The sequence below is a fragment of the Ureibacillus galli genome (assembly GCF_014836845.1).
In the GTDB taxonomy this organism is placed as follows: domain Bacteria; phylum Bacillota; class Bacilli; order Bacillales_A; family Planococcaceae; genus Ureibacillus; species Ureibacillus galli.
Map to the genome: position 1 here is coordinate 55,313 of NZ_JACSQA010000015.1, position 12,430 is coordinate 67,742.

At 32.8% G+C, this 12,430-nt stretch carries 15 protein-coding genes and 1 pseudogene; 15 read left to right on the forward strand and 1 reads right to left on the reverse strand.

The window, feature by feature from the left end:
* The first annotated feature begins 40 nt into the window (after positions 1 to 40).
* The 9 genes and pseudogenes from H9636_RS10965 to H9636_RS10995 all read left to right on the forward strand — a co-directional run bounded on the left by H9636_RS10965 (position 41) and on the right by H9636_RS10995 (position 5,852).
* A complete protein-coding gene (locus H9636_RS10965; protein ID WP_191707650.1) occupies positions 41 to 439 on the forward strand; it encodes an acyl-CoA thioesterase in 399 nt (132 codons plus the stop codon).
* A gap of 297 nt (positions 440 to 736) precedes the next feature.
* Entirely contained in the window at positions 737 to 1,021 is a 285-nt protein-coding gene (locus H9636_RS10970) for a hypothetical protein (RefSeq protein ID WP_191707651.1), read from the forward strand.
* Positions 1,022 to 1,217: 196 nt separating this feature from the next.
* Positions 1,218 to 1,478: a DinB family protein gene (locus H9636_RS19255; RefSeq protein ID WP_263604160.1), complete on the forward strand. Its 261-nt coding sequence runs from the start codon at positions 1,218 to 1,220 to the stop codon at positions 1,476 to 1,478.
* On the forward strand, positions 1,429 to 1,722 hold the full coding sequence (locus H9636_RS19260; protein WP_263604161.1) for a DinB family protein: 294 nt from the start codon (positions 1,429 to 1,431) through the stop codon (positions 1,720 to 1,722). The genes H9636_RS19255 and H9636_RS19260 overlap by 50 nt, the downstream gene beginning before the upstream one ends.
* Positions 1,723 to 1,993: 271 nt before the next feature.
* Complete coding sequence (locus H9636_RS10980; protein ID WP_191707652.1) at positions 1,994 to 3,448, forward strand: DHA2 family efflux MFS transporter permease subunit; 1,455 nt, start codon at positions 1,994 to 1,996, stop codon at positions 3,446 to 3,448.
* A 294-nt stretch (positions 3,449 to 3,742) separates the two neighbouring features.
* Positions 3,743 to 4,258, forward strand: coding sequence for a hypothetical protein (locus H9636_RS10985; protein WP_191707653.1), 516 nt, complete (start codon positions 3,743 to 3,745; stop codon positions 4,256 to 4,258).
* A gap of 5 nt (positions 4,259 to 4,263) precedes the next feature.
* Complete coding sequence (locus H9636_RS19070; RefSeq protein ID WP_225230180.1) at positions 4,264 to 4,419, forward strand: hypothetical protein; 156 nt, start codon at positions 4,264 to 4,266, stop codon at positions 4,417 to 4,419.
* On the forward strand, positions 4,420 to 4,782 hold the full coding sequence (locus tag H9636_RS19075; RefSeq protein ID WP_225230181.1) for a hypothetical protein: 363 nt from the start codon (positions 4,420 to 4,422) through the stop codon (positions 4,780 to 4,782). It abuts the gene before it with no gap.
* A 536-nt stretch (positions 4,783 to 5,318) separates the two neighbouring features.
* A pseudogene (locus tag H9636_RS10995) lies at positions 5,319 to 5,852 on the forward strand (helicase).
* Positions 5,853 to 6,053: 201 nt separating this feature from the next.
* On the opposite strand, the gene fabF reads toward H9636_RS10995, so the two are convergent.
* Entirely contained in the window at positions 6,054 to 7,289 is a 1,236-nt protein-coding gene (gene fabF, locus H9636_RS11000) for a beta-ketoacyl-ACP synthase II (protein ID WP_191707654.1), read from the reverse strand.
* Between the two features lie 123 nt (positions 7,290 to 7,412).
* On the opposite strand from fabF, the gene H9636_RS11005 reads away from it, so the two are divergent.
* The 6 genes from H9636_RS11005 to H9636_RS11030 all read left to right on the forward strand — a co-directional run bounded on the left by H9636_RS11005 (position 7,413) and on the right by H9636_RS11030 (position 12,246).
* The gene (locus H9636_RS11005) at positions 7,413 to 8,264 is read left to right on the forward strand and encodes a helix-turn-helix transcriptional regulator (protein ID WP_191707655.1); all 852 of its coding nucleotides are present in this window, start codon (positions 7,413 to 7,415) and stop codon (positions 8,262 to 8,264) included.
* 97 nt (positions 8,265 to 8,361) lie between these two features.
* Complete coding sequence (locus H9636_RS11010; protein WP_225230182.1) at positions 8,362 to 8,778, forward strand: hypothetical protein; 417 nt, start codon at positions 8,362 to 8,364, stop codon at positions 8,776 to 8,778.
* Between the two features lie 338 nt (positions 8,779 to 9,116).
* Positions 9,117 to 9,623: a hypothetical protein gene (locus H9636_RS11015; protein WP_191707656.1), complete on the forward strand. Its 507-nt coding sequence runs from the start codon at positions 9,117 to 9,119 to the stop codon at positions 9,621 to 9,623.
* Between the two features lie 231 nt (positions 9,624 to 9,854).
* Positions 9,855 to 10,886 (forward strand): S66 family peptidase, encoded by a 1,032-nt coding sequence (locus tag H9636_RS11020; protein WP_191707657.1) that lies wholly within the window; start codon positions 9,855 to 9,857, stop codon positions 10,884 to 10,886.
* A 59-nt stretch (positions 10,887 to 10,945) separates the two neighbouring features.
* A complete protein-coding gene (locus H9636_RS11025) occupies positions 10,946 to 11,686 on the forward strand; it encodes a hypothetical protein (protein ID WP_191707658.1) in 741 nt (246 codons plus the stop codon).
* Positions 11,687 to 11,874: 188 nt separating this feature from the next.
* Positions 11,875 to 12,246 (forward strand): DUF3139 domain-containing protein, encoded by a 372-nt coding sequence (locus tag H9636_RS11030; protein WP_318241016.1) that lies wholly within the window; start codon positions 11,875 to 11,877, stop codon positions 12,244 to 12,246.
* Positions 12,247 to 12,430 lie beyond the last annotated feature (184 nt).

A 12,430-nucleotide genomic window follows, 5' to 3' on the forward strand; every position in this document is an offset into this window, starting at 1 on the left:
ATAACTTAGACTAAATATGCACCGGGAAAGGGTGAGGTAAATGAATTCGATAATAGAAATCGTCGTAAAAGAAGAGGATATTGATAGTTTAGGTCATGTGAATCACATTGTTTATTTTCAGTACCTTCAAGATGGTCGAACAGACTGGTTTAAGAAGACGGGCCTATCATTCGAAAGTTTACACAAAAAAAGTATAGAGTCTGTTGTATTAAAGATAGAGGTGCTGTATAGGAAGGAAGCCAAGTTAGGTGAGTACTTAATCGTTGAAACGAACCCATTGCGATTGGGCAATACGAGCTTTTCCTTTGAGCAAAGAATTCTCAATCAGAAAAATGAAGTTATTACTGAAGCAACGGTGACAGAGGTGATGTTTGACTTGAGAACGAGAAAATCGACACCTATTGTCCAGGAGATTATACGTGGTTTCCAAAATGATTAATTTTCAGAGTCAAGTAACGTTTTTAGTTATTTCTTTAATGTCCCCATTTTAGTAATTAGGCGAAATCTTAAATCCGAAATGGTATATATATTGGAAATATTGAATATTGCCGATGGGAAGGCATATGATAATGAAGTAATTGAAACGAATCTTGAAAGTACGGATTCGTAAAATAATTCAAAATTGTTATTCCATAGATGGTCGCTTTCCAGAAAATTTGGAAAGCGTCCTTCTCCTGAAAGGGCATATTTTTGACATATACATAAAAAATAGGAATTTATATAAGGGGGGATGGAGTTGGAAATACACTGGGTAAATGGACAATATCGAGAAGATGAAAGGATTTTTGATTCTCAGTTTGAAGTACATGAATGGACGGATTCCTTGTATCAAGATTTCGCATATTGCTTTTTTAGAAAAGAACTTGTAGGTTATGCAACACCTGATATAAAGGTAATTGATTATTTAACTAAATTAATACCAGAATGGGCGGAATACGTTAATGTACAAGTTATTTTGCATAGAGATGAGATTCAAGTAGATGGTAAATTTAAGTATAGAATTTGGACCTCTTATAATTAAATATAAATAATCATTTTTCTTAAAATACAGTTTATGAAATAACAGAATGAATATTTTGTTAAAGTAGAAACGTTTATTAAAGTCGTGTTAATAATTGTTAAAAAAGCAAAATTATAAACAAAATGGATGTAATGATACGATTATTTAGTGTATAGTAAAGTGAAAAATCCACTTAATTTTGATATTGGAGGTTCCTTTGGAAAAGAAAGAATATGAATGGATAAAACAAACACGTCAAATTTTATTAGATCAGTGTAGCGAATTAAATGAAGATGAATTTACTAAAGAGTTTGAATTTGGCTTTCAGAGCATTAGAGATTCTTTAGTTCATATAGCGGGTTGCTATCATGCGTGGTTAGGTTCTTTTGTGCTATCAGAAACATCATCGCCATTATTAAAAAAGGAAGTTGTTAAAAATATGCAGGTGGACGATATTCAACGCTATTTTAAACAATGAATATGTAGAGAGAGTTTTTGAACAATTCACAAATCAATTTGATACGTTTATTGAAAAAGAACCTGCGTGGAGAGTAGGTAGTGGGTTCATAAGAAAAACACCACATCAATTATTAATCCATTCAATTATTCATGAATCCCACCATAAAGGGCAAATCGTAACGATGCTACGTTTACTTGGCCATATACCTAAAAATACAGATATATTGGGGCTACCTGAAAAGGAATTTGTAAAAAATGAATAAGTAAATCCTCTGTAATACAATTCTTGAATATGCATTATAATCTTTCTGATACATAGAGACGTAGTAAAGAGGTATGCTTCCAAATTAATCTATAAAAAATTCGGGATGGATGGGGAGCGAGAATTCAGAGATTTATGACCTAAAATGACTTTGATTTAATGGTAAATAAGCTGAATGACAAGAGAGGTTATATGATATTAAACCAAACCTATCAGAAGGCTCCACCATGCATCATTAAACAAATAAATAATGAATTAAAGGGAGAAAAATTATGAACGTAGATATTTCCGCAGACAATGGTTTGACCAATGCAAAAAATAATATTAAAACAGTACCTATTATCGTCTCATTTCTAATCGCTGGTTTTATCGGTCTTTTCAGTGAAACGGCATTAAACATGGCATTAAATAGTCTGATTACGGATTTTGGAATACATGAAACTACTGTGCAGTGGTTAACAACTGGCTATTTGTTAACACTGGGAATTTTAGTTCCGGTTTCTGGTCTGATTTTACAATGGTTTTCGACTCGACAACTATTTATAACTTCTCTTATTTTTTCAATTATAGGTACTTTTATTGCTGCTATCGCACCAACTTTTACAGTGTTAATGATCGCTCGTGTAGTTCAGGCAGTAGGAACAGCACTTTTATTACCGCTTATGTTTAATACGATTCTTGTCCTCATCCCACCGCAAAATCGTGGTAAAATTATGGGTTTAATGGGGTTAGTGATTAGCTTTGCACCAGCTGTAGGGCCAACGATTTCTGGTTTGATTCTTAAATGGTTAACTTGGCATTGGATTTTTTGGATTTCTTTACCGTTATTAATAGTAGCTATTGTATATGGTAGTTTCTTTATGCAGAATGTTACAACACCTACTAAACCAAAAATTGATATCTTTTCGATTCTATTATCCACTATTGGTTTTGGAGGAATTGTATATGGATTTAGTAGTGCTGGAGAAGGTGGAGGTTGGGGAAGCCTTGAAGTAATCATCTCCTTAGTAGCGGGTGTTCTTGGGTTATTCCTATTTATCACTCGTCAGTTAACAATGAAGCAACCGATTATGAATTTAAAAGTATTTAAATATCCAATGTTTGTAATTGGTTTAATTCTGATAGTTATCGTTATGATGGTGATGCTTTCTTCCATGATCTTATTACCACTGTATTTACAGACTGTACTAGCACTTAGCACGTTTACAGCAGGATTACTTTTACTACCAGGTGGATTAATGAATGGATTACTATCCCCATTAATGGGTGGACTTTTTGATAAATTTGGACCTAAGTGGCTAGTGATTCCTGGATTCGTATTAGTTTTAGCAACATTGTTTGGTTTCTCTACAATTGACCTTGAGACTTCAAAAGGTTTCATTATTGGTCTACTTATTGTATTAATGATTGGTGTATCGATGATCATGATGCCAGCACAAACGAATGGGCTAAATCAATTGCCACCGGAGTTATATCCGCATGGAACAGCTGTTATGAATACTTTACAACAAGTAGCTGGAGCAATCGGTACCGCTATTGCTATTTCATTATTATCTTCAGGAAGTAATGATTATTTAAGTAATCCTGTAGATGCGGCGAATCCATTGAATCCTTTATTAGCATTTACAGAAGGATTACATAGATCATTTACTTTTGCTATTGTGGTGGCTGTAATTGGTTTGGTAATTGCATTCTTTGTTAAACGAGTAAAAATAGAACATAACTAATTAGTGGTAGCCATAAATAAGTGGGAACAAAAATGCTATTTTGTTAGTTATAATATAGAGTTTGATTAAAAATCCTGTATTTTTATATGCAGGATTTTTCTTATTTACAATCGGTTGCGATTCTGAAAAAAATAGGTCTCACTTTTCTTGAAATTGCCTTTTTAGGAATGGAAATGGATATTTATGTAGATTAATTTTTAAGAATTTTTAATAAACCCCATGGTGAAAGCAGAAAAATGCTTTAATTTTTTATTATAAAAAAGATTATTTTATAAAAGGGGAAGGTGGTTCCATTTGAGGAACACATCATTAAGATTAAGTATTTTATTTTTATTATTAGGCGCATTAATTTTAGTTAGTTGTAGTGGCAATGAAGTTAAATTACAAGATGGGGATAACCATATAGCTGAAGAGATGGATAAAGTAATTTCTGATTACATTATTCAAAAATATTCATCTTCATATTATCCTACAGATAAGCAATTTGAAATTCATAAAGTATTTGGCACAAATGAGACGGATGGGATTATAAGCGTCTATATGTGGTCATATTATGCCGGGTTTAATAAAGAAACCGGAAAGGAAATTCAAGCAGGACATTCTTTACCTGCAGTCATTCGGTTAAGTAAAGATGAAGAAAATTATTCTGTTATTGAATATATAGAACCGCAAGATGGTAGTTTGTATGACTCCTCATTAAAAAAAATGTTTCCAAAAAAATATTTGAAATTGGCTCAACTAAATAATGGTAAAATACAGAATTTGGAAAGAGAGATGGATAAAATAGTAGAACAATGGTTAGAGGAGTGAAGCGTATGGAAAAACTTCTCCAACAACTAAACAAGCTTGGCGTTCATTATGTAATAAGTGATAGTTTAATCATTTTGGAACTTTTAGAGAATAGAGATAATCAAGCTGATGAAATTGATCTGCTGATGAACTTACTTTTAACTCAAAGTAGGAACAATTGATTGAAAAAAGTAAAGTTTGAATGTCCTAAAATTTTTTTAGACCGCTTAATTTATACGAGAGATAAAATGAAGATTGTTGGTGAAAGGATGATGTATAGGAGTTCTTTTGCAACGCCCCTCGATATAGCGGGACTAGATTATGAGGTTTGGTCAGTTTTTGAAAATAACTCAATCTCTTTTTTATCTGAAGTTATGGGTAAAAGTTTTATGGATACAGAAAAGTTTTTAATTGGTATGAAGATGGAGCTTCCATCAAAAATTGAGAAAATGTTTACAGTTTATAAAGTTCATAATGAACCTGTCGGTGTAGTCTTCCCTCATATAGAACCGAATACAGAACAAGAAGGGCGCATTTTTGGATAGGCATTCACCCTTATTTTCTAGGGAAAGGTTTAGGGAAAAATTTGCATTTAATAGGATTGTATAGATTAAAAAAAGAATTTAAAGCAAAGTCTTATTTAGGAATAACTCAAGTTGATAATATTCAAATGAGAAATATAATGCTTTCAAACGGATGCATTCAAAATAAAAATTCACTAATTTCATTAGAATATTTAATTAACGAATAGAAAGATAGCAATAAGCAAAAATGTAACTTTGATTTTATTTAATTAATTTGAAAGTTAAAGAGAAGTAACAATTAAGCGGTTCAAGCATTGGCGCATTTATTAAAAAGAAATGTGCCTTTAACGAAGTGAACAAAGATTTACTTACATTCTTAAATAATTTAACTTGGTAGTCTTAATTTTAATTCAACTAACAGCTACTATTGATAAAAAAGCAAAAGCAGGCTATGGATAGGTTTCATGAATAGTTGATTTACTATTGAAAAAGATTTTTTAAGCTTTTTATTTAAATAGTATTTGTGAATCTCAATAATATGCAAGGAGTAGAGCACAATGGAAATATACCTTAATTGTCCCTTTTTTGAGAGAGCAATCGAGGTTGGTGGACTAACGAAAATGCAGTTAATTCAAAAGTTGTATCAACATTCAATCTCGATAAATCAATATGGAAAGAAATTATTGTATGATGATAAATTTATCACTTCTGAATCAAAGTACAGCTTAAATATCGTTCAACTTTCTGTTATGGATTGTGGTTTTCCAAATGGAGCTACTATGCCTCAATTGTATAAACAAGCGAAAGAGCTAGGGTTAGAATTGTGTCCTCTCGAGTTAGGACCTTACTTAAGACTTGAATATCTAGACCAACCCGAAAGTAACTCAGAAAGCCCTTTACCACAACATCAAGCTCCTGCCGGATCGATTACAATCGCATCATAGATAGTACGTGATGAAGATGATTACCCGAAGGGATTTTACCTAAGAAAAATAGATGGCGTATTATGGTTACGTGGTTACGTTGCTGATGATTTACACGTTTGGAATCCTAATGATCAGTTTATCTTTAGTCAAACGAAAACACTTTAAGAGAAGTATAATGATAGGGTTATATTCATTTATTGAATGGCTTAAGAGCATTCTAAAAGGGGGTAATTAAAAGCGTTGAGCATATTTTTACAATCGGACACTTTCTTTAGATAAGGAAAATTATTTTATAAAAAGATTTTTTAATGGTAAAAATCTAACCGTTTCCTTAAGAAAGGGTTAGATTTACAAAAGAAAGTTTATTCATTCATATTTCCTTAACACAATTGCCGCATTATGCCCACCGAAACCGAATGAGTTAGACAAACCAATATTTACTTTCATTTGGCGAGCAAAAGATGGTACATAATCGAGATCGCATAATGGATCCGGATGATCTAAGTTAATTGTTGGAGGAATTATCCCTTCCTTTAAACTCATTGCTAAAGCAATCGCTTCAACCCCGCCTGCTGCTCCTAACATATGGCCGATCATCGATTTATTAGCAGTAACGGGAATCTGATAAGCTTGTTTACCAAACAGCTGCTTAATAGCCATTGTTTCGGAAATGTCTCCTACTTTTGTACTTGTTGCATGGGCACTAATTACATCTATTTCATCTGGCGATATCTTTGCATTTTTTAATGCTGCCTTCATTGCAAGATAGGCCCCTTTACCTTCCGGATGTGTAGCTACAATATGGTGTGCGTCGGAACTTGCACCATAACCAATGACTTCTGCATAGATTTTAGCATTTCTACGTAGAGCATGCGATAACGATTCTAATATTAAAATTCCGGCTCCCTCTGACATGACAAAACCATCTCGATTTTCATCAAATGGACGACTGGCTTTAGCAGGATCGTCATTTCTTGTTGATAATGCAGTAGCATTTCCAAAGCTTGCAATGGATAAATCTGTTATAGCTGCTTCTGTTCCACCTGCGAACATTACGTCAACTTCTCCCAAACGAATTAGTTTAAAGGCTTCACCAATAGCTGTATTTCCAATAGCACAAGCGGAAACGGGTGACAAAGACGGTCCCATTGCCTTCCACTTGATACTTATTTGTGCAGCAGCAGCATTTGAAATCATGGCAGGTACTAGGGAAGGACTAACTCTTCTTGGACCCTTCTGTCTAAGTAAATCAATATTTTCAATTAAGGTTTCAATTCCCCCTATACCTGAACCTACATATACGCCTAACCTTTCTACATCTATATGATCAAGATCTAACTTAGAATCTACCCAAGCTTGTTCAGCTGCAGCTGAAGCAAATTGAGTAAAACGATCTAAACGTCTAGCTTCGTTCTTTCCTAAAACTTCAGCTGCTGCAAAATCTTTGATGACGCCTGCAATTTTTGTTTTCTGATTCGTAACATCAAATTTATCGATTGTGGAAATACCAGATTCTCCGTTAATTAAATTGTTCCAAAATGTTTGGATGTTATTTCCTATAGGCGACACGATTCCCATACCAGTAATTACAACTCTTTCCACTTTTCATCCCTCCAAATCAATCATATACTTGTATTTTAAATCTCTTTTATCCTATTACAAGGGATAGTTTATCCTGGTATAATTGCTAATAGGTTAAATGGATAAATTAAGGAGTTATAAAAAATGAATGATAAAACTAGGCTTGAAGCATTATCGACATTCTTAAAGGCTAAGCGTGCCCAAATTAAGCCGGAGTCTGTTGGTTTGCCTGCCGGAACTCGAAGAAGGACACCTGGATTACGAAGAGAAGAGGTAGCACAATTGGCAGGAGTGAGTACCACTTGGTACACATGGCTAGAGCAAGGAAGAGATATAAAAGTTTCTTCAATCGTACTTGATTGTATTTCTTCAGCATTACAATTAAATAATGATGAAAGGGATTACCTATATGACCTGGCATTAGAGACAAAATCAGAAATTACAAATGAAAAAAAGATTCTAACAGAACTTAGCCCTTCCTTAAAACGTATATTATCGGAATTAACATATTGTCCCACTATCATTACAGATCGGCATTGTCATATAGTCGGATGGAACCCTGCGGCTGCTCATGTTTTTTTAGATTTTGAACAAATACCTATTGAACAAAGAAATTTAATTCGTTTATTGTTTACTAGAAAAGAATTTAAAACATTGGCCGTCAATTGGGAACATTTTGTAAAAGGTTTTCTTGCGATTTTTCGTACCTATTATGGACATTATTTAGGGGATGAATGGTACAACCAATTTATTCAAGAAATGAGTCATTCCCATTCTGAATTTCAGAATTTTTGGAAAGAAAGTCAAGTAAGTAAGGCTCCCGAAATGATAATTGAATTTAGACATGCAAAAGCAGGCAAAATGTTGTTTAATTTAACTTCACTTCAGGTTCAAGGGGATATGGATTTACGGTGTAGTATTTATACACCGGTCGAGGAAACAGATACAGAATATAAATTGAAACGATTGATGAAGAAGGTTTCGGTTGAAAACTAAAAAAGTGAAAATGTTATTCCATGATTGGACAGGTACGTTTAATTAAAAAGAACAATCTGCACAGAATAAGAAGATTAAACGAACTTTGAGGTGAATCATGGTGATAAAGCAATACTTGGCCATAATAGGATTTGTATTAATTGTTCTAATATCTACGCAACTTGTAAAATCAGAAGCTAGTTCAGACACAGAAGAGATGTATGTCACAACAGAGGACATTATTTCAGACATAGTATTTCCAACGATTGATAAAAAAGTAATCAGCGAGTATGGAGGAGATAACCTCTTTGACTGGCAATGGAAAAGGATTGTTGATATCACTTACAATGATAATCATTCCTATGATGTTACTGTCAGAATTGAGATCCCCCCGAAAAATGATCATGATGGGGTAAAAGAAGATTTGGTTAAAGTAAGAATATCTCCTTCTTGTGATAATGTGAAGATTAATCAAAAAATATGTAATCATGGTTTTAAAATTGAAATAGTAGATTACAAACACTTATCTTCATGAGAATTGTGTTTTTTGGTATAACCCTTTTAAGGTAAAAAATGATACTAAGATAAAACCATATGCTGAGATCTATTCATTTGATAAATTATTAAGTTATTTTACCTCAGAACCTATTATTGATAATGGGTACTAATTTAATTGACAATTCAGTCCAAGAAAATCTTATTACTATTTGACATTCGGCGCTTTTCTTTGAAAAGAAGGCGCCTTTTTTCATGTTCTGAGGATTCTTTAAAATTTGTAAAGAAATCTTACTTAAACTAAAGGGATAGGTTAGCGTAATAAGAATTTTGAAACTTATTTATAAAATGTATGTCTAATTTAAAGGAGGGGATATTTTGAAAAAAATCTATTTATTTAGTGTGATATGTATTCTTTGTGCTTTAGTAGGTTGTACTCGATTAAAGGAAGTTGGGACAGAGCAAATTGTTCCTTCAAGTGGTAGTAAAATTAACCAAGAAGTTAGTATGACCCAGACCGAAAAACCACCTTCATTAACAATTACCTTTGGTAAAAAAGAAATTAGAACAATACAGGGTGGTTACAGCTGGAGTTATTTCGATTCCAAAACAGGACAAATGGTTAATATGGAGGTAGATTCTGTGCCATCAACAGAATTAGTGAACATAGAAGATGCAAAGAAAGTTCATCTAAATGAACCGATTACTTTAAACTTCGAAAAGGAGCCACTAAATTACGAAATAAGAGTTTACGATCATCGTGATAACCTAATCGCAACGTACAATAACTTTAAGGATGTAAAAGAAAAAGGTAAAGCAAAATATGAAATATTGGTTACTTGGGAAGAAGGTATAGGAAGTTATGCGATTGCATTAGACACTTAAAATAGAAGTATGCATACAAATATTTGTGATGAAAGGTAAACAAAATAATCAGCGGTTAAATTATGGGTAATGAGGTTTAAATTAAACTTGCACAATGAGGCGCAATTCTTTGATAAGAATGCGCATTTTCCCATTTAAAGGAAGGATTGTTGAATAACTGGAGGTAAATTTGATGTTTATATAGAATTTAAGAAATATATAAATAATCAAATACTATTAGGAGGGATTAAAGTGTTAATTAAGCCTAAAAAATTAAAGGCGGGAGATAAGATTGCAACAATAAGCCCTTCCTGGGGTGGAGCAGGTGAACCAACACTTAGATGGCGTTATGAACAAGGTGTTAAGAGGTTAGAGGAAGTTTTTGGACTAAAAGTTATACCTATGCCAAATAGTTTGAAGGGTGGAGAATATCTTTATAAACACCCACAAGCTCGTGCTGAAGATTTAATGACGGCATTTCAGGATAAGAGTATACGAGGAATCATTGCAAATATTGGTGGAGAAGATAGTATTCGATTACTCCCTTATATTGATTTTAATATTATACGCGAAAACCCGAAAATTTTTATGGGATACTCTGATGTGACCATTTCACATCTATTTTGTCATAAAGGGGGAATATCTTCTTTTTATGGCCCAGCAATTTTAACCGATTTTGCTGAGAATGTGGAGATGGATCCCTACACAGTTGAGATGGTAAATCGAACTCTCTTTACAAATGACGTTATTGGTGAAATTCAACCAGCTAAAGAATGGACAAGTGAGCGTTTAGAATGGATTGAAGAAAATAAAAACCGTCGCCGTACAAAAAAGAAAAACTTAGGTTACGAAGTACTTCAAGGATCAGGTGTAGCACAAGGCTATTTAATAGGTGGTTGTATTGAAGTATTAGAATTTGCAAAAGGAACAGAAATTTGGCCAGAGAAAAAATGTTGGGAAAATAGCATCCTTTTCTTTGAAACATCTGAAGAAAAACCAGAACCAAATCTGATAAAGTATTGGTTGCGAAATTATGCTGCACAAGGCATTTTACAAAAAGCTAAGGGAATTATTTTTGGAAAACCACAAGATGAACACTATTATGATGAGTATAAGGAAGCAATTCAAATCGTTATGAAGGAAAATAATTTGGAAGATTTGCCGATTCTGTATAATATGAATTTCGGCCATACTGAACCGAAATTTATTTTGCCATATGGTGCATTGGCAGAAATTAATTGTGATAAGAAGACTTTCACCATTCTAGAAAATGGAGTGGATTGATTTAATTAGAAGTTATTCTTCCAAACCTATAGTTCGTATAACTTAGAGGTGAAATGTATATGATTAAACGATTAATGTTATTTCTAGTGGGAGTGATTTTATTTTTAACTTCACTACCACTAGGATCAAAAATGATAATGGAGCTAATACATAATCAAAGAATGGTTGGACTGTATACCGTTACAAATGTAAACGAAAGGTTTCCTCCCATGGCATCGACTTTTTATTTTAACAATCATAGTGTCGAAATAGTAGAAACGATAAAGGAAAGTGAAAGTTACAAAGATGCATGGGGAAATATAATTGGCATTGCTGACTTATCCTTAAAAATAGATGGGAAGGTAATAGATACATTAAATGAGTATCCAATAAGGATAGAGGCGGAAGGGTTAAATCGATATTTTGGTGAGCTTGCTTATTTAACCTTAGAAGATAAAAAAAATGATAAAACTGAATTTATTGTACTCTTGAAGAAAACAAGAGAATACGAAAAAGAGATGCCAAACGGAGATATAGTTGGCTGGGTTCCTGATGAAAAGTTGAAGTTCAGTCTTTATGCATTAGATGAAAATGGAAAGTTAAGTGATAATTCTTTTAGTTTTTCAAAAAGAGATGCGTTACAAACAGAATTACTTAATGCTGGTAATTTAGGGCCACATAGGGTTGGATATTATACAGATGCTTGGGAAGGTATTCCTACTTTATTTTTCCCTTTCATATTTCCAATTGTAACTTTAATAGTCGGATTCATATTATTATTTGTCTTTTTTCCATTTAGAAAAAAATATAAAAGTTTGTAACCTGTATCAGTTAAAGAAACAAAAAGATGGAAAAATAATAATCTTTACGAAAACAGTCAAAATAAAAAACAATCAGTCCAGTTGAGACTGATTGTTTGAAAAAGGCTTATAAGTGGTATTAATTTAGCCTTTCGGTATAGTCTCCTTTAATATCGAACTTATCTAAGTTTATAAACACTATTTATGGAGTGGTTAAAATAAAAAAAATTTCCATTATTCTAGTTATATTAGTAATAATGATTTTATCTTTCGGTATATTTATTCAGTTTAAAAAACATCAGGCTTCCGATGATGTGATGTATTATTTAACAGAAATAAGAGGGTATGATGAATCGGAAATTAAAACACTAGAATCTAAGTGGGCTTTTGGTGGTTTACCCAATTATTACGTAGAAGTGACTTTCCAAAACGAGCCGAATATTGTCTATCTTTATTTAGCGCATCATTTAATCGGACAATTTGAATATTATGATATGAATGGTGAAACGATTCCTATTAAAGATTTAAAAAATTACGATCCCACGACAATTGAAAATGAAAAAACCATCTTCATTAATTGAATCATTTCGAGGTAATCAATGAACAAAAGTTCAAAAAATAGTCACTAGTTGCGGGTAGTTACGTGATTGCACCTGAAATTTCAGAGGTGTTTACAAAATTTGTAAGAAAAAGTAATCAAATCTTAGCAGATTGATGTGAATCCATTGAATGTAAAGGACTTTATGGAGTATACGGTATAGGAAG

Coding starts and splice junctions, on each gene's coding strand:
- H9636_RS11010 (WP_225230182.1), top strand. CDS start 8,362: ATGGTGATAAAGCAATACTTGGCCATAATAGGATTTGTATTAATTGTT.
- H9636_RS10965 (WP_191707650.1), top strand. CDS start 41: ATGAATTCGATAATAGAAATCGTCGTAAAAGAAGAGGATATTGATAGT.
- H9636_RS10980 (WP_191707652.1), top strand. CDS start 1,994: ATGAACGTAGATATTTCCGCAGACAATGGTTTGACCAATGCAAAAAAT.
- H9636_RS11025 (WP_191707658.1), top strand. CDS start 10,946: ATGATTAAACGATTAATGTTATTTCTAGTGGGAGTGATTTTATTTTTA.
- H9636_RS19070 (WP_225230180.1), top strand. CDS start 4,264: ATGGAAAAACTTCTCCAACAACTAAACAAGCTTGGCGTTCATTATGTA.
- H9636_RS11005 (WP_191707655.1), top strand. CDS start 7,413: ATGAATGATAAAACTAGGCTTGAAGCATTATCGACATTCTTAAAGGCT.